Origin of the sequence: Rhizobium sp. NZLR8, assembly GCF_019685025.1 — a bacterium.
Classification (GTDB): Bacteria; Pseudomonadota; Alphaproteobacteria; order Rhizobiales; family Rhizobiaceae; genus Rhizobium.
The window spans coordinates 137,264-157,750 of sequence record NZ_JABDVY010000014.1 but is presented as its reverse complement, the minus strand read 5'-3'; the positions used below and the strand labels follow the sequence as shown (position 1 = coordinate 157,750).

Here is a 20,487-nt window from a genome sequence, read left to right as displayed (position 1 = left end):
ATCATTCGGCCGCGATGGCGGCTTCGCCAAAGAGCAGCGCGCGGGTGGCGGCCGTCACGTCATCCTTTCGCATCAGGCTTTCGCCGACAAGGAAGGTGCTGATATCGACGGCCTGCAGGCGCTTGCAATCGGCATTGGTGAAGATGCCGCTTTCGCCGATGAGGAGCCGGTCTGCCGGAACCATGGCGGCCAGCGTCTCGCTGACAGTCAGGCTGACCTCGAAAGTACGCAGATTGCGGTTGTTGATGCCGATGAGCGGCGAGGACAGTTTTAGCGCCCGCTCCATCTCCTCGGCGTCGTGGACCTCGACCAGCACGTCCATGCCGAGCGAGAAAGCTTCGTCCTGCAGACGCTCGGCCTCGTCATTAGAAAGCGAGGCCATGATCAGCAGGATGCAGTCAGCACCCCAGGCGCGCGCCTCATGCACCTGATAGGTCTCGAACATGAAATCCTTGCGCAGGGCCGGCAACGCGCAAGCAGCGCGGGCGGCCGTCAGAAATTCCGGCGCACCCTGAAAGCTCGGCGTATCGGTCAGCACGGAAAGGCAGGCCGCGCCACCGGCTTCGTAGGCCTTTGCCAGCGCCGGCGGATCGAAATCCGAGCGGATCAGCCCCTTCGACGGGCTCGCCTTCTTGATCTCGGCGATCAGACCGAAATTGCCGGCGTCACGCTTGGCAGCAAGGGCGCGATGGAAGCCACGCGGGGCGGACTGGCCGGCCTGCATCGCCTTCAGGTCGGCAAGCGACACCGCAGCCTTGGCGGCGGCGATCTCCTCACGCTTGTAAAGTTCGATCTTCTTCAGGATATCGGTCATCGGGGTAATCCTAGTCGATATCGTTGGAAACGGCGATGAGTTTGTCGAGAGCGAGCGCGGTGGCGCCGCTATCGAGCGACTGCGCCGCGAGCGTCATGCCGTCGCGAATCGTTTCGACCTTGCCGGCGATCACCAGCGAGGCGGCGGCATTGGCAAGCGATATATCGCGATAGGCGTTCTTCGCGCCGCTGAGCACCTCGCGAAGCGCTGCGGCGTTGGCGACACCATCGCCGCCCTTGATGTCGGCAAGCACGCTGGGGCTGACGCCGAAATCGGCGGGCGACAGCTCGAAGGTGCGGATCTTGCCGTTTTCGAGTGCGGCTACCTTGGTGATGCCGGTCGTGGTGATCTCATCGAGGCCGTCGCCATGAACCACCCAGACGCATTCGGAGCCGAGATCGCGCATGACTTCCGCAAGCGGCACCAGCCATTGCGGCGAGAAGACCCCCAGCAGCTGGCGGCGGACGCCGGCCGGACTGGAGAGCGGCCCGAGCAGGTTGAAGATGGTGCGGGTGCCGAGTTCGACCCGGGATGGGCCGACATGGCGCATGGCGGAATGATGAAGCTGCGCGAACATGAAGCCGACGCCGGCCTCAGTGATGCAGCGGGAAATGATCTCGGGGCCGACATCGAGCTTGACGCCGAGTGCCGCCAGATTGTCCGCCGCACCCGACTTCGAACTCAGCGCCCGGTTGCCGTGTTTTGCGACGGGGACACCGGCGCCGGCGACGATCAGCGCCGCCAGCGTCGAGATATTGTAGGTGCCGCTGGCATCGCCGCCGGTGCCGACGATGTCGATCGCATCGGCCGGAGCCTCGACGGTCAGCATCTTCGAGCGCATCGCGGTGACGGCGCCGACGATCTCGTCGACGGTTTCGCCACGCACGCGCAGCGCCATCAGGAAGCCGCCGATCTGCGAGGGCGTCGCCTGGCCCGACATCAGGATGTCGAAGGCGGCGCGAGCCTCGTCACGCGTCAGCGGCTCGCGGCTTGCGGCCTTGGCCAGGAACGGCTTCAGATCGGTCATAAAGGCCTCCTAACGAAGCGTCGCCTGTTCGGCGAGCGTCTGGTTGATCTGCGCGCCGTACTGCGTCTGCAGCAGGTTGACCATCTGATCGAGAATATCGTCGCCGGCGGCATTGGCCATGGCGGTGATCTGGGCATCGCGGTTGTTCAGCGCATCGCTGGTCGGCTCGCTGTTGACCTCTGTGACCTTCATCAGGATCTGCATCGACGGATCGGCGCCGACAGCGCTCGCGACCGTATCGATGGGGCCGGAGAAAGCGGCAGTGACGCCGGCGCGGCCAAGCACCGGATCATCGGTTGAGCGGGTGACGCCGCTCTTGCTTTCGACGGCGATGCCGAGCGGCGTTGCGATATCGGCAAGCGCGGTGCCCTTGGCGGCTGCGGCCTTCAATTCGTCGGCCTTCTTGGCAAGTTCGGCTTTCTGCTGTTCCGCCGTCCAGTCCTCGACCGCCTTTTCGCGCACCTCGGCGACCGGGCGCTCGCGGGTCGGCGTGATTTCGCGGACGTTGAACCAGACATAGCCATCATTGCCGATCGGCAGCGGCGGCGCATCGACGGCGACCTCGGTCTTGAAGGCTTCGCCGAGCAGCTGCTGCTTGACGGGAATATCCTTGACCTCTTTGCCGTCCTTGTCTGCGCCGGTCATATCGACGGCGTCGACGGCCACGGCCTTCAGCTTCAACTGGCCGGCGATATCCTCGAGCGTGGCGCCGCCGGCGCGCAGATCCTCGATGCGGTCATGAACGTTGATCACTTCCTGAGAGGCATTGGAAAGCGCCAGCTGCTTGCGGATGTCCTCCTTCACCTCGTCGAAATTCTTGGTCGTTTCCAGCTTGATGTTGGTGATGCGCAGGATGACGGAACCGAAGGAGCCCTCGACCACAGGTGTCGTGCCGCCATCGCGCGAAACCGCGAAGGCCGCATCGGCAACAGCCTGGTCGGGAACCTTGTCCTTGGTGAACTCGCCGAGCAGTACGTCGCTTGCCGTCTTGCCCTGGTCGGAGACCAGTTGATCGAAGCTGGTGCCGCCCTTCAGGGCCGTTTCGGCGGCGGTGGCAAGATCCTTGCTGGTGAAGGTCAGCTGTTCGATGGTGCGGCTTTCCGGCGTGCGGTAGGTATCCTTGCTCTTGTCGAAGGCTTCGTGGATCTGGTCGTCGGCGACCGTCGCTGCGTCAGCGATATCGGCGGGCTGCAGCTTGAGATAGACGAGCTTGCGGTACTCAGGCGCCTGGTAGCGTTGCTTCACACCCTCGAACCACGCCGCCAGCACGTCGTCGGCAGGCGCCTTGATCGGCTCGATATTGGCGTTGGTGAGCAGCAGATAGTCGACGCTGCGGCTTTCACCGCCATAGAGCTTCAGGGCGTCGACCAGCGTCTTCGGAGCGGTAAAGCCGTTCGAGATGGCATCGACGACCTGGCTGCGGACGGCGACCTTGCTGCGCTCCTTGATGTAATCATCCTGGCGGATATTGGCATTGCGCAGGCGCGAGATGAAGAGTTCACGGTCGAACTTGCCGTTGACAGCCTTGAATGCAGGATCATCGGCGATCAACTGGGCGAGGCGATCTTCAGACAGCCCGAGGTTCATGTCTTCGGCAAGCTGATCGAGCGAGGCGCCGGCGACGAGCTGGGCCAGCACCTGCTGCTCGACGCCGAAGGCGCGGGCCTGTTCCGGCGTGAGGCGCGTGCCGAACTGCTGGCTGAGGCTTGCCACCTGGCGCTGATAGGCGAGGTGGAATTCGTTGACGTCCACATGCTGATCGCCGACGGTCACGACCGTGGTGCTGTTGCTGCCGGTAATCAGCGACCGGGAGACGCCCCAGATGCCGAAGGACGCGACCAGCAGAAGCATCAGCAGCTTGGCGACCCAGGTCTGAGCGGCTCTTCTCAGGATATGGAACATAGAAACGCAAACCTCGCAGTATCATTAACCCGCGCGCGGGCGGACATTTGACGTTCCTTAGAACAAACGCGACAGGAAATGAAGGGTTTGTCGCGCGAAAAGCTGCGCCGGGCGGCGGCGGCGGCGTGGCGGCTCTGCGGCGAACAAAAGATCGGTTGCGGCGGAACCTTTCGGGCCGCCATTTCGTTGAAGCCGCATCCCATGAAACAGGAGCAGACCATGGCTGAATTGAAAACCGCTTCCGCCGAATCCACCGCTGCGCGGGTCAAGGCCGATATCGCAGCAGACGATCTGTCGGCGCAGGTCGCGGCCCTTCGCAACGATCTCTCCCGGCTGACGGAAAGCGTGGTCGCGCTCGGCCAGGGGGCAAAGTCGGCGGTGACCGACGAGGCATCGCTGATGACGGAACAGCTGCGCGACAAGGTTCGTGAAGAACCGCTGATGGCGCTCGCGGTGACGGCAGGCATTGCCTATGTTTTCGGCCTGCTGAGCCGCCGCTAGAAAGAATTCAGGACAATGAAAAGCCGGGCGCAATGATAGCCCGGCTTTCGATGTTTGAAGGCTAGCGCGACCTTCAGCGGCGGATGACGCGCCCGATGAAAATCAGGATGCAGGCACCGATAAAGCCGGTGATCAGATAACCCAGCCAACCTGCAAGCGGCTGGATGTGCAACAGACCCAGGATCCAGTTGGCGACGATGGCGCCGACGATGCCGAGCAATATGTTCATGAGCAAGCCCATGCTGCTGCTCATGACCTTTTCCGCCAGCCATCCGGCGATGCCACCGATGATGATGGCTGCAATCCAACCCACGCCTGCGTTTTCCATGATTATCTCCCTCCTGGCAAAACGAGTCACAGAATGCACGAATCGAAGGGAAGTTCCACTCCCAGTTACGAGATTGCTCGCGCGTTCAGCAGCTTATGTGACTTACGGCTGCAGCATGGTAACAGGGGACTCCAACGCGTGGATAGCAATCTGAAACAAGAGGCCAGCAATGGCAAGTATTGCAAATCCCACCGGCATGATCAGGCTTTTGCTAAACATCGTTCCTCTCCCCTTTGCATAAAGCATAAGCGGAAGTGGACGGCGCGCAAGGATATTGTTAATGGATAGTTAAACGTGACATTTAACTAAAATTAAATACATTCGATAATGGTTTAAATGCTTGTATAAATTGAAACGTTTCTTGTCTAATATTTAGGGGTGCACTGACGGATAAGCTGCGTTTATTGTGCCAACCTTAATCTCCGTCGTGTCGTCGGTGCTATGAACGTCTGAAGTCCCTCGCATCAAAATAATTCATGCAACGCGTTTTAGCGCTTTGTTTTAATGCATGGGGTTCTGCCGGCACCGCTACACACCTCCGGGCGATTATGTCCGGTGAACGACGAGCATGAAGACGAGGAAGGACGCTGTCGCGACGGTCGCGGCGAAGGCAATCTGATAATCCATGTCGTTGATCCCGGTTGGATGGCTTCTGTAAACGCCGCTCGCGCCATAGAGTTCCATATGCGATCCGCACCGAAGGCCGGCGGATTGATTTTGGCAGGAAATGCATCATCTTTCCCTGATCGCCACTCCATCTGGGGAAACTCGATGTCAAAAGCTGCAATCGCCATCGCCTGCATCTGCCTGCTCACGCTTTCCGGCTGCGGCAATACCGCATACGGGCTGAAGAAGGATGGGCAGGAGGCGAGCCACGCCATGGACAATGCGACACATCGGGTGCTTTCGGCAGGTGCCAAGAAGTGAGACGCGCGCCAATATTCTCGCGGCAGGCGAAGAAGGGTCAACGGCGAAAAAAGCCCGCCTGGGGTGAGGCGGGCTTGCAATAACAGGGAGAATGGACGGATAGACGCCGTCTCGGCTAATGAAGCATTTCCTTAAGCGTATGGCTTTACGTCATTCGACGTAACCGCCACCGTGGCGACAGCGATGCGTTCAAGTCTAATCCAATCAGAAGTTGCCCCAGTTCTGGGCGCGGGCACGGGCGCGAATAATCCGGTATTCGCGACCGCCATAGAGCGAGCCGATTGTCAGCAGAAGCGTCAGAACGTCCCAGATGATATGCATTTTATCCTCTTAGGTTGGACGGCTCTGCCGTCGATCGCTTGATGTAGAATAGCAATTTTTCGAATGTGCTTATATGACAAGAAATCGGGATGAGCGGCGAAGCGGCGAGGGCGCCTCCGTAGAGGAAGAGCGGCGTCGCCGTCTTGGAGCAAGGAAGTGAAAAGATTACCGGACGGCGGCCGATGACGATTTTTTCCGTCCGCCACATCACGTCCTATCGGTACGTCAGGGCGGTCGATTTCGGCGAGCATCGCCTGATGTTCCGGCCGCGCGACAGTTTTGACCAGCGGCTGATCGAAGCGTCGTTGACGATATATCCTAAGGAAAGTCATGTGCGCTGGATCCACGATGTTTTCGGCAATTGCGTGGCGCTCATCGATTTTTCGAGGCCGGCGTCCGAGCTTCGTTTCGAAACCTGGATCACGCTCGATCACACACCCCAGGTCGCCCTTGATCTCAAGGTAGACGACCAGGCCCTGACCTATCCATTCTCCTACGACAAGGACGAAATTGCCGATCTGACGCCGGCGATGCAGCGCCATTATCCCGACCCCAACGACGATGTCGGACGCTGGGCGCGCCAGTTCGTGCGGCAGGGACGTCCGACAGAGACCGGGCATCTGCTGATGACGCTCTGTTATGCCATTCGGGAAAGCTTCGTCTATGCGCGCCGGATGGAGCACGGAACGCAGACGCCGCAGCAGACTTTGCAGCTTCGCTCCGGCACCTGCCGGGATTTCGCGCTGCTGATGATGGAGGCGGCACGCGTCCTCGGCCTCGCGGCGCGGTTTGTCACGGGTTATGTCTATGTTCCCGATCGCGACGGCTCCACCGTGCTCGGCGGCGGTTCCACCCATGCGTGGTGCCAGATTTATCTTCCGGGCGCCGGCTGGACGGAGTTCGATCCGACCAATGGGATCGTCGGCAACCGCGATCTCATTCGTGTCGCCGTTGCCCGCGATCCGCGCCAGGCAGTCCCGTTGAGCGGCAGCTATGATGGGGATGGGACGGATTTCGACAGCATGACGGTGCAGGTCAACGTCACCACGAAGTAATATCGGACATCCCGAGTTTTGCGGCGACAGCCGCGGCTGCGGGAACCGGGCAGCGCGATCCACGTTGCATAGTCACGCCACCTATGTGGGACACAAGGAAGCCACAATGAAGATACGCGCCGGGTTTCATTTGGGCTATGAATGTACGCAGCCGACACCGATGCTGCTCGTCCTCAATATTCATCCCTCCCGTCGCGCCGATCTTCTCAGCGAGCAGGTGCTGACATTCGACCAGCCGATCGAGGCCTGGGGCTATACCGATGTGTTCGGCAATGCCTGCAGCCGGATCGTCGCCCCGCCAGGCCTTACAACGATTTCCACGGAATTCGAGATCTATGACAGCGGGCAACCGGACATAGTTCCCGACGATGCCATCCAACATGCGATCAATGACCTGCCGGACGATGTGCTCGTCTTCCTGCTCGGCAGCCGCTATTGCGACACCGACAGGCTTGGCGATTTTGCCTGGGCAACATTCTCGTCGACGCCGCTCGGCTGGGCGCGCGTCCAGGCGATCTGCGATTTCGTTCATGACCACATCACCTTCGACTACCAGAAGGCCGATTTGCTGCGAACCGCGCATGGCGGCTTCACCGACAAGGCCGGCGTCTGCCGCGACTTTGCCCACCTCGCCATCGCGCTTTGCCGATGCATGAATATCCCAGCCCGATACTGCACCGGTTATCTCGGCGATATCGGTGTCCCGATCGATCCCAATCCAATGGATTTCAGCGCCTGGTTCGAGGTTTTTCTCGGCGGCCACTGGCATACGGTCGATGCCCGCCACAATAGGCCGCGCATCGGCAGGATACTGATGGGGACCGGCCGCGACGCCACCGACGTCGCGATGTCGACGGCCTTCGGCCCGGCAACGCTCTCCCGCTTCGAGGTGATCACCGAGGAAGTGCCGCAGGACGGGGCGGGCGAGGCCGATCCTATGCCTTCTTGAGGAATTCCGTTTTCAACACCAGACCCTTGACCTGCTTGGTGTTGCACTCGATCTCGCCGAGATTGGAGGTCAGGCGAATGCCCTTGACCAGCGTTCCGCGCTTCAGCGTCTCGGAGGTTCCCTTGACCTTGAGGTCCTTGATCAGCGTCACGGAATCGCCATCGTGAAGCTGGCTTCCGTTGCTGTCCTTTACGATGATGTCGTCGGCCATGATGTTTCCGCCTGATAATTCGCCTGATGATCTTGGGCGCGGGAAATCACGTCTACAAGGGATAGTCAACCATTGCGAACGGATCGATCACTCGCCGGTCAGTTCGACGTGGCCGCCGATCACCCCGCCGCGCAAGCGTCCCGAACGCAGCCGCGCAGCCAGCGATGGGCCGGATCGGCATCCATCCGGGGATGCCACAGCAGTGAAACGGTGATCTCAGGGGTCGGAACCGGCAGGGGAAAACTGTGCATCCCCTGGCGCAAAGCTCCGGTGTGCCGTTCCGGCACGCTGGCGATCAAATCCGACGCGCGGGCGAGAGCCAGCGCGGTGGAAAAACCGCCGACGATGGTGGCAATCTGCCGTTCCAGCCCGAGCGCATCAAGGGCTTCATCGATCGCGCCCTTGTCGAGCCCGCGCCGCGAGACATGGATGTGCCGGCCGGCCGCATATCGGGAGGGTGTGACATCGTCCCGGCAAAGCGCATGCCCCGTTCGAACGACCCCGATGAAGCGGTCGCGGAACAGGGCCTGCGCCCGCACCTCCGGGCCCATCGTGTCGCCGACGACACCGGTTTCCAGGTCGACGCTTCCGTCGCGCAATGGGGCGCTGTCCTTGTCTGGCTTCTGCACGAAACGCAGCCGCACGCCGGGCGCATCACCACCGAGGCGGGCGATAAGATCGGGTCCGAAGCTCTCGGCGAAGCCCTCGCTGGCGCGCAGCGTGAACGTTCGGACCAGGCGTTGAAGGTCGAGCGCCTCGGCAGGGCGCAGGACCGTTTGCGCCTCCTCGACGATCCGGCCGACCCGTTCGCGCAGTTCGAGCGCCCGGGGCGTGGGGACGAGGCCGCGGCCGGCGCGCACCAGCAGCGGATCGCCCGTCGTTTCGCGCAATCGCGCCAGCGCCCGGCTCATCGCCGACGGGCTGAGCCGCAGCCTTTGGGCCGCACGCGCAACGCTGCCTTCGGCAAGCAGCACATCCAGGGTGACAAGCAGGTTGAGATCGGGTGTCGACATACATCCGATATAACACTGTTTGATGTGGCGCCAAACGCATCAATACAATGCAAATGCTGCGCGTTTCGCCATATCGGCCGGAGCGTTATGTTTCCTTCGCTCCGTTTCGGGAGCAGTAACGAGGAGTTCACGGTGAAGCCGATCATTGCAGAGCCAGGCGAGGCCGGTGTCGAACGCACATATTCTGTCCGTTGGGCACTCACCAGTCTTTCCCTCTCCATGTTGTTGCCATCGCTCGGCACCAGCATCGCCAATGTCGGCCTGCCGAGCCTGGCGCGGGCGTTCAACGCCTCCTTCCAGGACGTCCAGTGGATCGTGCTCGCCTATCTCCTTGCCATCACCACGCTGATCGTCAGCGTCGGGCGGCTCGGCGATATTACCGGCCGCCGCCGGCTGCTGCTCATCGGCATCCTGCTCTTCACGCTGGCCTCGGTCGTCTGCGGCCTTGCACCGACGCTGTGGCTGATGATTGCGGCGCGCGCGCTACAGGGTCTGGGCGCGGCCATCATGATGGCCCTCACCATGGCATTTGTCGGTGATACGGTGCCGAAGGCGAGGACCGGGAGCGCCATGGGGCTGCTCGGAACGATGTCGGCGGTCGGCACGGCTCTTGGGCCGTCGCTCGGCGGGCTCATGATCGCCTCTTTCGGCTGGCCGGCAATCTTCCTCGTCAACGTACCGCTCGGCATTGCGACCTTCGTTCTCGCCTATCGTTATCTGCCGGACGAGATCGGCGGACAGAAGAAGAAGGATCGGGCCGGCTTCGATACATTGGGCACGCTACTGCTTGCCCTGACGCTTTCGGCCTATGCGCTGGCAATGACGGTCGGGCATGGCAGCTTTGGCCTGTTGAACCTGGCACTGCTGCTCGCCGCCGGCTTCGGCGCCGCTCTCTTTGTCTTCGCCGAGGTCAGAACGGCATCGCCGCTGATCCAGGTGGCGCTATTCCGCAATCGCGTGCTCACCGCCAGTCTGGTGATGAACGCGCTCGTTTCGACGGTCATGATGGCGACGCTGGTGGTCGCGCCCTTCTATCTCTCCCGTGCGCTCGGGCTCAACGAAGCGCTGGTCGGAGCCGTCATGTCGATCGGTCCCGTCATCTCCATCCTCAGCGGTGTCCCGGCCGGTCGCCTGGTCGATCGTCTGGACGCGCCCTTCGTCATTGCCGCAGGGCTCGTCGCCATGGCCGCCGGTTCCATCGCTCTCGCCGTGCTGCCCGGAATCGCCGGCTACATCACCGCCATCGCTGTGCTGACGCCTGGCTATCAGCTGTTCCAGGCAGCCAACAACACGGCTGTTATGGCGGATGTCCGCGCCGACCAGCGCGGCGTCATCTCCGGCGTGCTCCACCTGTCGCGCAATCTCGGGCTGATCACCGGCGCATCCGTCATGGGAGCCGTGTTCGCGTACGGATCGGCAGCATCCGAGATCGCCGCGGCGCGTCCCGAGGCCGTGCATTCAGGCATGCAGATCACCTTCGCTGTCGCAGCGGCATTGATCGCTACGGCGCTTGCCATCGCGGCGGCGACCTACCGGCGCCGAACCAATTCCGATTTAACTATGCAATAAGCGATCGAAACTTAGACCAAGGTCCGATCGATCCCGGACTTCGTGCCCATGGCAACTCACGGTCACCGTAATAGATTTTGCGGCATTGGTGGAGTTGCGGGGTTTTGCGGTGACGAAGATTTTCGTTTTGGGAATGATACTGATGCCGGTTATCTTCTGGGGTTCTGTTGGCCTCTGGGTCTACTCGCTGTTTTCGTGAGTGGGGCGGCGTCTTCAGCTGCCGGTCACGCTATATCCAGGCGGTAAATCCCTTTAATCGGGTCGCACCGCGACCCTACAAAACATCTCGGACACGCCCTCCGGCATTGTAAGAGCTATTGCCGGCCGTCAGCTTGCAAGCTTTTCCAGCAATCTATGATTTCAGGCCGGATGGACCGTCATTCTGAGATCATGCGAGGGAGTAAAAATCCTGCCGACTGGCGGTATGGCGGAAGAGGTGGGATTCGAACCCACGGTACGGTCTCCCGCACGCCGGTTTTCAAGACCTGTGTGATTATGTTGATTAACTTGCATATTTCGGCGTTTTCCGTGTAATGTTGCAGCACTGTTGCAGAAAATGAGAAATTCCGATGGCAAGCATAACAAAACGCGCAGGCAAATGGACTGTGACGGCACGGCTCCCGGACACGTTCAAGGGGCCATTTAAGTCCCGCTCGATCTCAAACACGTTCAAGAGCAAGCGTGATGCTCAAGTATGGATTGACGCGACGGAGTCCGCAATGCGGCTCGGGACATGGAAAGACCCTCGGCTCGATCCAAAGCCTGGCACATCCAAAGGATATTTCGATCGTCCCTTCAGAGACGCTATCACGGACTACAGGGACAAGGTGACACCAAGGAAAAAAGGTGCCGCCCAGGAGTCGGATATGTTGAGCATGTTCGCTCGTGAAGACTTCGCGGCGAAGACCGTTAGAGAACTGAGTTCTGATGATTTTGTAGAGTACCGGGATAGACGACTGGAAGAGTTTTCGAACAGCACGGTGCGCAATAACCTCAACACCCTGAGCTCCGTTTATCGATGGCTCATTCATGAAAAAAAGGTGCCGGCGGAAAATCCGATAGCCGAGATGCGAAACTTTCAGTTCGGGATACCGCAGCCAAAAGGTCATCGCGAGCGTCGCCTAAGGCCTGGCGAGGAAGAGAAAATTTGGGAACAGCTCACGGGCGACACGCCGCAAAACAGACAATGGGCTTGCCTGTTCCCGCTGTTGCTAGACACGGGTATGCGTGTCGGCGAGGCGGACAGCATCCTGGCAGGATGGGTCAATCTCTCCAAAGGTTTCATCAGAATACCGAAGACGAAGAATGGCGAGGCGCGAAACGTCGCCTTATCAGACCGCGCATATGAAGCTTTGGCACTTCTGGCGGAAGGTGAACCTGACGACGCAGAACTGTTCAAGTTCACCAAGGATTCGCGGGACCACGAATGGCAGAAAATAAGGGAGGCTGCTGGCTGCCCTGATCTTCGCATCCACGACCTGCGGCACGAAGCTCTCAGTCGAATGTCCGCAAGGGGCGCTGACCTTAAAACTCTGATGCGTCAGTCAGGACACAAGACGGTGGCGGTTCTGATGAAGTATCTGAATCCCACTGATGAAGAACATCGCGAGAAGCTTTTTGGCAAATCGGAGGGTGGCAGCGGCAACGACCGCGTGGCAGCCTAGTCCCGCGGGAATAGGTCATTAATAGCCAGCTTAGGTTCGGCCGTTGTACACCGAAGGTGATTTACTCGATGCATTTAAGGCGGCAACCCGACGATGAGTGGGAAATGCCTTGCCATACTCAGCCAGCTCCGGGGCTGAGCAGATCACAGTCAGCCAGCTTCCCTCCTGGCTCCGCTTGAGCCGTGTGAGACCGGCATACACAAGTGCTAGGCTCTGCGCATGTGAGGCGTTGGTAACGTAGACGACTAACAGCCGCGCCTCCCAACCCTTGAAGCTGTGGAGGGTCGTCGCCTTTATCCGCGCATCACCCATGAAGAATCCCATTTTCTTACGGCGATGGTCATCTCCGAACGTATCAACGGCTTTGATGTTTTGATCGGAGAGCCGTTGAACCGCCTTACCGCCTGATACCATATCGCCAGCTAGAAGGGTTATATCCGCATTAGCCAGCCCCAGCTTTCCAGTGTGTTGCATCAACTTGATGATTTCGTGGGAACACACTTCATCGCCGTCCTGAGGTTCGCATTGTACCCAACTGAGATGGCTGGGATATAGATCGAACGAGCCTTGCTCCGGTTCGGGCAGATCGATTCTCTCGGCTGGCAGGAATGTCTCAGCGAACTTGCGGGCCAATCCCATGACGTCAGGGGGAAGGCGATAGCTCGCGCTAAGTTGAGCCCATCGGCCGCCAAAACCTGCGCCTTTCATGACGTCGTCGGTCCAGGCCTCCACGGTTCCGTAGATATCCTGAGTTGCGTCGGCTACGAGTAGCATCTCGCCCTTTTGCTTGCATGACTGGCGCAACACGTCCCACCATAGTGGGAGGTAATCCTGACCCTCATCTACCAGGATTGCATCGTAGCGTTTCGCATCGGGAGTTTGCGAAGCTTCCAGCGTCAACATAGGCAACGTGACGTCCATGTGCTTTTTCTGTGATTGCTTCTCGTCCTCTGTCCAGAGGGCATCGTACCGATCATCGAAGCCTGCTCCGTAGCACGTGTGCTTACACCACAAATGGAAGTGCGTGAGTTCGACGTTTCTGATGTTCTGAGGATTATTCAGCCCCCGCACGATGATATCCCGGAGGTAGTGCCATAGTGTAATGTTGAAGGTGACAATCAGCACCTCCTTGCCCTCATTCGCCAGCTTTGCCGCACGCGCTCCGAGAACAAGGGACTTTCCCGAGCCGGCAGGGCCTTTAATCCGGCGGTACCCCGTTTCGGTACGAGTATCCGCAAGGTTCTGCTGGTTGCGATCGAGCATAAGCGGAAGCCGCTGGGTGGCGGCAAAGTCGGGCTCGACAAGCCAACCCCTTAGATCGTCGGCCAGCTTCCCGGACATGACGAAAGAGGATTTGCGCGCCGACTCTGGGAAAATTTTGTGGAGGTTGCCCGACGACACGGCCTCTGCACCACTGGTCGGTTGATAGCGCGCAAACTTTTTCTCCTCGCCAGTTGGCAACCAAGGGTGCATCAGGTTTTCTACCCGGCCGATACTTGCGAACGGAAAAATCACGCCGGCTGTGATAGTCGCCCAACCACTCTTCGCGCCAAGCCTTGGGCAATAGAGATCGTAGATTTCTTTCCTATAAAGATTTACTTTGGTCACGGGGTTCTGTGACTGAATGCTGAACTCTACGCCGTCTCTGCTGGCCCAGAGCGCATGTCCACGGCCAGCCTTTTTTGTGAAATAATGCATGGAATCGAGGTTCCAGTCTTTGACCTCGAAAACAGCAATGCCGACATCTGGATTTAGCAGGACGAAATCTGGCCTTAACCCGTTCAAATGCGGCTGCACGTAAATCTCCCATTCGGGCGACAGCTGCTGCATGAAGAGATCGAGAACGGCTTGCTCGCCTGGCGTAAGGGGCTGGCGCAACCTAGCCATATCCTTGAGAGGCGGATGGATAATCCTAGAGTGTTGCAAACCAGTCCTCATCATATCAGACATGCTCCGGACATATTGACCGGCGAGCTACGAGGAAACTACGCGGTAACGTCTACACGGGACGAACAAGCTGCGCACTTTTAGGGTCATACTCAACCTCTGTAATTGACCCATCCTTCACCTTCGCCACGACCTCGTCGATCACGTGCAACGGCACCAGATACCATTCCTTCGGCTTTACTGGATTTCCGAAACGGTCATGAATCGTGAGATCGAGGCGCGCGGGCGAGAGCACCCGATGCAGCACGTTTTCGAGCCGGCTACGGTTGATGTTGAATAGCTTGTAGGTCGCCACCACTTCGACGTCGGCAAGCAGATAGGTCGAGTCCAGTGCCGCCTGCGCGATGCGGGATTCGACGGTGCCTCCGGTTACGCCGACCTTGTGGATGAGGTCACGGTGGGCGGCGACGTCGGGATGATCCGACCTGCTGCGCAGCACATAGATGGTGCCGCTCTCCAGGTCGGCGTCTACCGCCGCACTGCCGAACAATGGTCCGGCGCTGGGGTCGGTAATTCGGCGGCCTGCATCGTCCTTGTAGAGCGCCCTCTGGAGGGACCTGCGTAAAAGGTTGCTCTCGGTGCCGTTGGAATAGATGACCCGAAGCCTTGCGTCGTATTCGCCGTTTGGCGCTTTGATGGTTTCACCCATGTCCGCGACATAAGCGATCTGCCCGCCCAATATGAAGAACTCGCCTTTCCTGATGGTAGCATCTTCGCCAAAGAGACGTGTCTCGCGGGCCGCTCTGTCGAGGTCCTCCTTAACCCGGGCAAACAACGGTTTGAACGTTTCAAAGTCTACACAGGGCGTGCGGTCGGCGACCTCCTCGGCAGCGCGGACCTCTGCGCGGGGCCTCACATGTGTCAGCTCGGTGAGGTCTACGTCGCCTAGTGGCTCGATGCCGAGCTCGGCCAACAGAGCGTCATCGTCCATCTCGTCGTCGTTGCTGGCATCCGGCGGGGTCGCCAGCAAGCCGTAGCGGTCGAAACCCTCTAGCAGTGTGCGGCAGTCTTCCTGCGCGCGTAAGCGGTCGAGACGCACCGCGTAGAGGCGCTCAAAGATATCGCGTTCATCGCCATGTTGGGGTACACGGCCCTGTTCCTCGCGGAACCGGACGATGTCTTCAAAGCCTGCGATTATGCGTTCTTCTCGCGCCGTTCTTGCGCTCTGCTTCTTCGCCTCCGGTACTGCGCCGAGTTCGGCGAGCAGGTCGTCGTCTGAGATATCAACCATTCTTCTGCTGCTCTACGTGACGCTTCAACGCGACCACGCCTTCCGCCATACGTTTTTCCCATGCGTCGGCCGACGTGATATCAGGCGTGCGGCCGCGCTCCTGAAGAAATTTTCTGGCGCGCAACGCCAGATCGCGCGCTTCCTCGTAGGGAATGCTGATCTTCTTGGCCGCGATCACCGCTGCAACTTGTTTCAGGGTCTGTTCGCTCATGGATTTCGCCAGGATGGCATAGGCGGCCTCGAACGGGTTTATCCTGTCGATCATGTCGATGTCGAGGTTGCGCACATCCATGGCGAATTTCCGAACACCGTCGATCAGTGCCGATCCCCCCGTCAATTGCCCAGAGGTCTCCAGCTCGGCTGCGACGGCTTTCGCCTTTTGAGTGAGGTTCAAGGCGGCGATGGCATGCTGCCGAATTGCCTCCTGATCGATATCGCTGAGGTCTGGATAGCGATCCTTGACGATCTTGCCCATGCGGACCTGCGTCAGTTCCTCGGGCACGGTCTCGTCATCGAATAAGCCTTTCTCCAAGGCAGGCTTATCCTGAACGAACGCCGTGATGACCTCGTTGAGGTCTTCCTGGCAAATGCGCTTGGCCTCATTGCTCTGCGGTGTGACGAGCCCGTTGATTTCGAAATGAAACTGGCCGGTTGTCTCGTTGAAACCGACATTCGTGCCCTTGGGGTCGTAGCCGCCCTCGCCATAGTCGAAATCTGGCAAGGCCTCGCTCTCGGCGCTCTTCGGCGTAAAGTTGAATCGGGGCGCAAGCACCTGTTCCATCAGCAGGCTGGCGGCAATCGCTTTGAGTGTGTCGTTGATCGCATCAACAACAGCCTCCTCACTGGCATCCGGCTCGGCGATCAGGTTAGTAAACCGCGCCGACGTTTTGCCAGGGGCATCTCGGGTCGCACGGCCAATGATCTGGATGATCTCAGTCAAACTGGCGCGGTAGCCGACCGTCAGTGCATGCTCGCACCAAATCCAGTCGAAACCTTCCTTGGCCATGCCGAGAGCAATGATGATGTCGATATGATCGCGGTCGTTTTTGTGCTTGGGGTCCTTCAATGCCGAGACGACCTTATCGCGCCGTGCCGAATCATCATCGACCAAGTCGGCAATCTTGATGAGACGTCCGTCAGGCAGCCGCACTAGGTGGAATCCCGTCTTGGGGTCTTCGCCCTCCCAGGTGCCGAGAGCGTCCATGATCTCATTGACTTCCTTCACCTTGTCCTTCGTGCTCTCCCGTGAGTTGACGTTGGGGATGTGCACGATGGTCTTGAGGGCGGGATCGAGGACCTTGGTGATGGCATCGAGATATCGGCCGCTGTAGAAGAAATACCCGATATCCAGAGACTTCAGGTGGTCGTAGCCATTGAGCTGTTCGTAATAGGTGTAGGTCACGGTGACGAATTTGGACTCGTCCTGGGGGGCAAGCACCGCTTCGGCGTCGCCGCGAAAATAAGACCCCGTCATCGCGACGAGATGGACGCGGTCACGGGACAGAAACTGTCCTAGCTGCGCGCCGAGCTTGTTGTCAGGGTTCGAACTGACATGATGAAATTCATCGACCGCAATCAGGCAATCATCGAAGGCCTCGATCCCGAGGTCCTCGACGGCAAAACGGAAGGTCGCATGGGTGCAGACCAGAACTCGATCCTCGCTCTCAAGGAACTGGCCGACAGCCTTGACCTTGGATTTTGCGACGGACGTGTTCTCGATGCCAGCGACGTTGCACAGGTTCCATTGCGGCTTCACCGTCCAGTCAGCCCAAAATCCATAGTTTGATAGTGGCTCATCGGCAAAGCTGCCACCGATCGACCGCTCGGGAACCACGATGATCGCCTTACGAACATTCTGGTTATGTAGCTTGTCGAGCGCGATGAACATCAGCGCTCGTGATTTACCCGAAGCTGGCGGTGACTTGATCAGCAGGTATTGTTCGCCGCGGTGTTCATAAGCGCGCTCCTGCATGGTGCGCATGCCGAGTTCATTGGCCTTTGTCGAAGCACCTGTTCCAGCTGTGCGCATAGAAACCGAAGGAATGGTCTTTGTCGTGGTCATGGTTCAGGCCGCGCCTTTCCGGTTCGATTTCTTCGGTGCCTTATCGGCAGTCATCTTGGTGTAGAGCTCGAACAGCTTTTCCAGCCGTTCTGTATCGTTGCGGAAGCGACGTCCGATATAGATACGCTCAATAACCTCGTCGTTGCGATCGTGGGCGGCGCGGAGATTGGCCGGCATAGTGTCTGGGTCATAGAGATCGGCGATGGTCGCTGGGAAATGCTCCTCGCGCGCCAATAGGATATCCTCGGCGCATCGCGTGAGGTCCGCCTTGTTCTTTTCGGTGAGAGATGGCAGCGGGAAGGTATTCCAGCCAAGAGCATTTGAATATCGATAACGAGTTTCAAGTTTCCCACATACAGTCGCAACCCAAACGAGGTGTAGTTTCGATACCACCAATGCAAGATTCCACAACGGATTATCGTAAATACCAAACAAGAGATCACTGATGATGACGTTGCTATCCAGTAGGTCGGCAGGCAAATATGGCCTCCGTTCCGAGGAAACACGGGCAACTGCAATCGTCCACTTTTGCCCGCTTCCTTGGATTTGTAAAAAACGGTGCGCTCCGCCCGAGAAAGTTCTCGTTGACTTCGCTGTACTTTGTAGGCGCGCCTCTCGTACTTTTCGAATTCGGTCCGCAACAAACGGTATATTCTGTGCTACTTCGGCCTGTTCGTCTTCAATCCAAAGACATCCTCGTGTTTTACCGCCGATCAACTCGTCAGAACCCAGATATCTACGGGTAAACGGTGCCGCTTCGGGAAGCTCACGCGAGATGTGCCGCAAATCTTCTGGTGCCAGCACGAGATTACCCCCGTCAGTTGGCATATTGCCCCTGATCATTGTTCCGCGTTCGTCGGGCGACGTGAACGAAGGCGTGACGATAATGTTCGGGCCAAATACAAGATACGGATTAATATTAGAACCCAAGCGAACCCGAACGTCACCAAAGTCGTCTTGCTCATAGAGACGCGCATCACGAGATGGCCTGCCTAGCCCCACAACCGCCACAGTAACGCCGGCATTGTTACTTGCGAGATTTGACCATTTGAAGGAAGCGTGTGCAAAGTGAATAGATTGTCCAGTTGCGAAGACGATTGGCCAAAGGATAGAGACCTGTTCTCCTTGACATATGGAATTGGTCGTCACGAATGCGCAGCTGGAACTTGAATGGCTTGAATACCAAGCGGCCTTCACGAACCAACATGCGACATAGTCGAGCGATTTCCACGACGTGGTGTAGCTCTCGAAAACCGCCCGAACATCATCCTTCTGCTCTTCAGTCTGGCGAGCACTGCCGACATACGGAGGGTTCCCACAAATGTATGTCTCTCCTCCTTGGTTCACAAAGTCGATCTCTGGCTGATCAAGGGGCATGTGAAACAGATCGTCGGATTGAATTTTTAAACCGATCCCTGTCGGTGGACAAACACTGAGCCAGTCGAGCCTTAGCGCATTGCCGCAGACAATCCAGTTCTCAGCGTCGAGCGGCAGGAACTCTGCCAAAGCCTCCTTTTGGCCACGATAAAGAACATCGCACTGGTACTCGGCAATAATAAGGGCAAGACGCGCAACCTCAGCGGGGAAATCACGGAACTCGATCCCTCGAAAGTTCGTAAGGGGAATATCCGTTCGCCGATCCGGTTCACCCCGTTGCCAATTAATTTTGGCCTCTATCTCTCGCATCTGCTTGTAAGCGATCACAAGAAAATTTCCGGAACCACAGGCAGGATCAAAGACCCTGATGCTAGCCATGCGGGTGCGCAGGTTCAGAAGCTTGCGAGCATTATCCCCCGCCTCTGCCAGCTTTTCGCGTAGGTCGTCAAGGAACAGAGGATTCAGAACCTTCAGGATATTCGGTACACTCGTATAGTGCATACCAAGAGCGCCACGCTCGTCGTCGTCAGCGACGGCTTGAATCATAGACCCAAAGATGTCGGGGTTGATTAGCTTCCAGTTCAGGCTTCCGATATGGAGAAGGTAGGACCTTGCAATCTTGCTAAACCGTGGCACCTCCGTGCTGCCGGAGAAGAGCCCCCCGTTGACGTAAGGAAAACCGTTCGCCCACCTCGGAAGGTTCGCATTGACGCGATCCGCGGTCTTCGTGTTCATCGCCCTGAACAGGCTGCTGATTACCTCGTGCGTGTTGGATGAGTCGCGTTCGCTCATCTGGTCGACGGTGGACGTGAACACGCCTTCGCCGTTGAAGATATCGGTGTCCTCTGCGAAAAAGCAGAAGATCAACCGCGCCATGAAATGGTTCATGTCTGGACGGCGCGCTGCCGTCGCCCAGTCGGGGTTGTCCTTGAGAAGCTCGATATAGAGTTTGTTCAGGCGACCGGTGGCACGGATGTCGAACGAACTCTCGCGGATTTGCTTAACCGTGGTGATCCCCGCCAGCGGCAGGAAGAACCCGAAATGATCCGGAAACTTCGGAAAGGCGCAGGCTATGGTCTCGCCGCTCGCGACGTCTTCGGCCTCGAATGAGACGCCATCGGTCGCGAGGATGAACTTAGCTTTGTTCGACGCAGTCTTAGGGCTGTTACGCAGCGCCACGAGCGTTTCGCCGACCTTGCCCTCGGCGCAGGTCGCAATGTGGATGTTGCTCTTTTGCAGTACGCCGCCCGCCACGTCAGACGAATTCGCCGACGCTGTGCGCAGCCTTTTTATGGTGGTTTCCTTGTTGCCAAAGGCGGCCAGGAAGGCGAACGGAAACTCCGCGGCGTCAAACGGCTGATTGGCGAGTTCGGATACGGCTTCCTCGATTTCGACCGCATTCATGCGACGTCTTCCCCCATGCCCTGCTTTTGTCCTGATCCCACTGCAAAATGGACCGGAGATTGTTGGGACGATCAATAGCGGATGGGGGTTGAGTCGTCATCGGTCAATCGGAGTCTTCCACTCCATCGTGCACCGTTCGCTGATGTTGGCAGTCGAGCGGAGTGTCATGTTGCGGAACATGCAAA

General features: G+C 58.6%; 17 protein-coding genes. 6 read left to right on the top strand and 11 right to left on the bottom strand.

Going from position 1 to position 20,487, the window contains the following annotated elements:
* Window position 1: 1 nt before the first annotated feature.
* From trpC to HJB89_RS26090, 3 genes are read right to left on the bottom strand one after another with little or no spacing between them, the layout of a single operon-like run.
* On the bottom strand, window positions 2–814 hold the full coding sequence (gene trpC / locus HJB89_RS26100; RefSeq protein WP_221150752.1) for an indole-3-glycerol phosphate synthase TrpC: 813 nt from the start codon (window positions 812–814) through the stop codon (window positions 2–4).
* A 10-nt stretch (window positions 815–824) separates the two neighbouring features.
* Window positions 825–1,841: an anthranilate phosphoribosyltransferase gene (gene trpD / locus HJB89_RS26095; protein WP_207580529.1), complete on the bottom strand. Its 1,017-nt coding sequence runs from the start codon at window positions 1,839–1,841 to the stop codon at window positions 825–827.
* A 9-nt stretch (window positions 1,842–1,850) separates the two neighbouring features.
* On the bottom strand, window positions 1,851–3,743 hold the full coding sequence (locus HJB89_RS26090) for a peptidylprolyl isomerase (RefSeq protein WP_221150751.1): 1,893 nt from the start codon (window positions 3,741–3,743) through the stop codon (window positions 1,851–1,853).
* A 219-nt stretch (window positions 3,744–3,962) separates the two neighbouring features.
* On the opposite strand from HJB89_RS26090, the gene HJB89_RS26085 reads away from it, so the two are divergent.
* Window positions 3,963–4,244, top strand: coding sequence for a hypothetical protein (locus HJB89_RS26085; protein WP_026188395.1), 282 nt, complete (start codon window positions 3,963–3,965; stop codon window positions 4,242–4,244).
* A gap of 73 nt (window positions 4,245–4,317) precedes the next feature.
* On the opposite strand, the gene HJB89_RS26080 is transcribed toward HJB89_RS26085, so the two are convergent.
* On the bottom strand, window positions 4,318–4,572 hold the full coding sequence (locus HJB89_RS26080) for a GlsB/YeaQ/YmgE family stress response membrane protein (RefSeq protein WP_207580527.1): 255 nt from the start codon (window positions 4,570–4,572) through the stop codon (window positions 4,318–4,320).
* 546 nt (window positions 4,573–5,118) lie between these two features.
* Window positions 5,119–5,256 (bottom strand): hypothetical protein, encoded by a 138-nt coding sequence (locus HJB89_RS26075; RefSeq protein WP_207580526.1) that lies wholly within the window; start codon window positions 5,254–5,256, stop codon window positions 5,119–5,121.
* 87 nt (window positions 5,257–5,343) lie between these two features.
* Between HJB89_RS26075 and HJB89_RS26070 the strand changes: the two genes are divergently transcribed.
* The 3 genes from HJB89_RS26070 to HJB89_RS26060 all read left to right on the top strand — a co-directional run bounded on the left by HJB89_RS26070 (window position 5,344) and on the right by HJB89_RS26060 (window position 7,824).
* The gene (locus tag HJB89_RS26070) at window positions 5,344–5,499 is read left to right on the top strand and encodes a hypothetical protein (protein WP_018495827.1); all 156 of its coding nucleotides are present in this window, start codon (window positions 5,344–5,346) and stop codon (window positions 5,497–5,499) included.
* Between the two features lie 503 nt (window positions 5,500–6,002).
* A complete protein-coding gene (locus HJB89_RS26065) occupies window positions 6,003–6,875 on the top strand; it encodes a transglutaminase family protein (RefSeq protein ID WP_207580524.1) in 873 nt (290 codons plus the stop codon).
* Window positions 6,876–6,981: 106 nt separating this feature from the next.
* Complete coding sequence (locus HJB89_RS26060; RefSeq protein ID WP_207580523.1) at window positions 6,982–7,824, top strand: transglutaminase family protein; 843 nt, start codon at window positions 6,982–6,984, stop codon at window positions 7,822–7,824.
* Here HJB89_RS26060 and HJB89_RS26055 read toward each other — a convergent pair.
* Together HJB89_RS26055 and HJB89_RS26050 are read right to left on the bottom strand one after the other, a co-directional pair.
* Entirely contained in the window at window positions 7,811–8,035 is a 225-nt protein-coding gene (locus HJB89_RS26055; protein ID WP_207580522.1) for an alkylphosphonate utilization protein, read from the bottom strand. The two genes, HJB89_RS26060 and HJB89_RS26055, sit on opposite strands and share 14 nt — an antisense overlap.
* A 119-nt stretch (window positions 8,036–8,154) precedes the next feature.
* Window positions 8,155–9,048: a LysR family transcriptional regulator gene (locus HJB89_RS26050; protein WP_221116005.1), complete on the bottom strand. Its 894-nt coding sequence runs from the start codon at window positions 9,046–9,048 to the stop codon at window positions 8,155–8,157.
* A 132-nt stretch (window positions 9,049–9,180) separates the two neighbouring features.
* Here HJB89_RS26050 and HJB89_RS26045 point away from each other — a divergent pair, with 132 nt between their 5' ends.
* Together HJB89_RS26045 and HJB89_RS26040 are read left to right on the top strand one after the other, a co-directional pair.
* Window positions 9,181–10,617, top strand: a complete 1,437-nt coding sequence (locus HJB89_RS26045) for an MFS transporter (protein WP_221116004.1) — start codon at window positions 9,181–9,183, stop codon at window positions 10,615–10,617.
* 569 nt (window positions 10,618–11,186) lie between these two features.
* Window positions 11,187–12,281, top strand: coding sequence for a site-specific integrase (locus HJB89_RS26040; RefSeq protein WP_221150750.1), 1,095 nt, complete (start codon window positions 11,187–11,189; stop codon window positions 12,279–12,281).
* A 30-nt stretch (window positions 12,282–12,311) separates the two neighbouring features.
* On the opposite strand, the gene HJB89_RS26035 is transcribed toward HJB89_RS26040, so the two are convergent.
* The 4 genes from HJB89_RS26035 to HJB89_RS26020 all read right to left on the bottom strand — a co-directional run bounded on the left by HJB89_RS26035 (window position 12,312) and on the right by HJB89_RS26020 (window position 20,302).
* Window positions 12,312–14,168, bottom strand: coding sequence for a nuclease-related domain-containing DEAD/DEAH box helicase (locus HJB89_RS26035; protein WP_259672131.1), 1,857 nt, complete (start codon window positions 14,166–14,168; stop codon window positions 12,312–12,314).
* Window positions 14,169–14,280: 112 nt separating this feature from the next.
* Window positions 14,281–15,459 (bottom strand): GIY-YIG nuclease family protein, encoded by a 1,179-nt coding sequence (locus HJB89_RS26030; protein WP_221150749.1) that lies wholly within the window; start codon window positions 15,457–15,459, stop codon window positions 14,281–14,283.
* A complete protein-coding gene (locus HJB89_RS26025) occupies window positions 15,452–17,521 on the bottom strand; it encodes a DEAD/DEAH box helicase (RefSeq protein ID WP_221150748.1) in 2,070 nt (689 codons plus the stop codon). Before HJB89_RS26025 ends, HJB89_RS26030 begins: the two co-directional genes overlap by 8 nt.
* 3 nt (window positions 17,522–17,524) lie before the next feature.
* Window positions 17,525–20,302, bottom strand: coding sequence for a DNA methyltransferase (locus HJB89_RS26020; RefSeq protein ID WP_221150747.1), 2,778 nt, complete (start codon window positions 20,300–20,302; stop codon window positions 17,525–17,527).
* Window positions 20,303–20,487 lie beyond the last annotated feature (185 nt).

Bases quoted from the DNA above. Each gene is read 5' to 3' on its own strand.
- trpC (WP_221150752.1), bottom strand. From the start codon at position 814: ATGACCGATATCCTGAAGAAGATCGAACTTTACAAGCGTGAGGAGATC.
- trpD (WP_207580529.1), bottom strand. From the start codon at position 1,841: ATGACCGATCTGAAGCCGTTCCTGGCCAAGGCCGCAAGCCGCGAGCCG.
- HJB89_RS26090 (WP_221150751.1), bottom strand. From the start codon at position 3,743: ATGTTCCATATCCTGAGAAGAGCCGCTCAGACCTGGGTCGCCAAGCTG.
- HJB89_RS26085 (WP_026188395.1), top strand. From the start codon at position 3,963: ATGGCTGAATTGAAAACCGCTTCCGCCGAATCCACCGCTGCGCGGGTC.
- HJB89_RS26080 (WP_207580527.1), bottom strand. From the start codon at position 4,572: ATGGAAAACGCAGGCGTGGGTTGGATTGCAGCCATCATCATCGGTGGC.
- HJB89_RS26075 (WP_207580526.1), bottom strand. From the start codon at position 5,256: ATGGAACTCTATGGCGCGAGCGGCGTTTACAGAAGCCATCCAACCGGG.
- HJB89_RS26070 (WP_018495827.1), top strand. From the start codon at position 5,344: ATGTCAAAAGCTGCAATCGCCATCGCCTGCATCTGCCTGCTCACGCTT.
- HJB89_RS26065 (WP_207580524.1), top strand. From the start codon at position 6,003: ATGACGATTTTTTCCGTCCGCCACATCACGTCCTATCGGTACGTCAGG.
- HJB89_RS26060 (WP_207580523.1), top strand. From the start codon at position 6,982: ATGAAGATACGCGCCGGGTTTCATTTGGGCTATGAATGTACGCAGCCG.
- HJB89_RS26055 (WP_207580522.1), bottom strand. From the start codon at position 8,035: ATGGCCGACGACATCATCGTAAAGGACAGCAACGGAAGCCAGCTTCAC.
- HJB89_RS26050 (WP_221116005.1), bottom strand. From the start codon at position 9,048: ATGTCGACACCCGATCTCAACCTGCTTGTCACCCTGGATGTGCTGCTT.
- HJB89_RS26040 (WP_221150750.1), top strand. From the start codon at position 11,187: ATGGCAAGCATAACAAAACGCGCAGGCAAATGGACTGTGACGGCACGG.
- HJB89_RS26035 (WP_259672131.1), bottom strand. From the start codon at position 14,168: ATGGCTAGGTTGCGCCAGCCCCTTACGCCAGGCGAGCAAGCCGTTCTC.
- HJB89_RS26030 (WP_221150749.1), bottom strand. From the start codon at position 15,459: ATGGTTGATATCTCAGACGACGACCTGCTCGCCGAACTCGGCGCAGTA.
- HJB89_RS26025 (WP_221150748.1), bottom strand. From the start codon at position 17,521: ATGACCACGACAAAGACCATTCCTTCGGTTTCTATGCGCACAGCTGGA.
- HJB89_RS26020 (WP_221150747.1), bottom strand. From the start codon at position 20,302: ATGAATGCGGTCGAAATCGAGGAAGCCGTATCCGAACTCGCCAATCAG.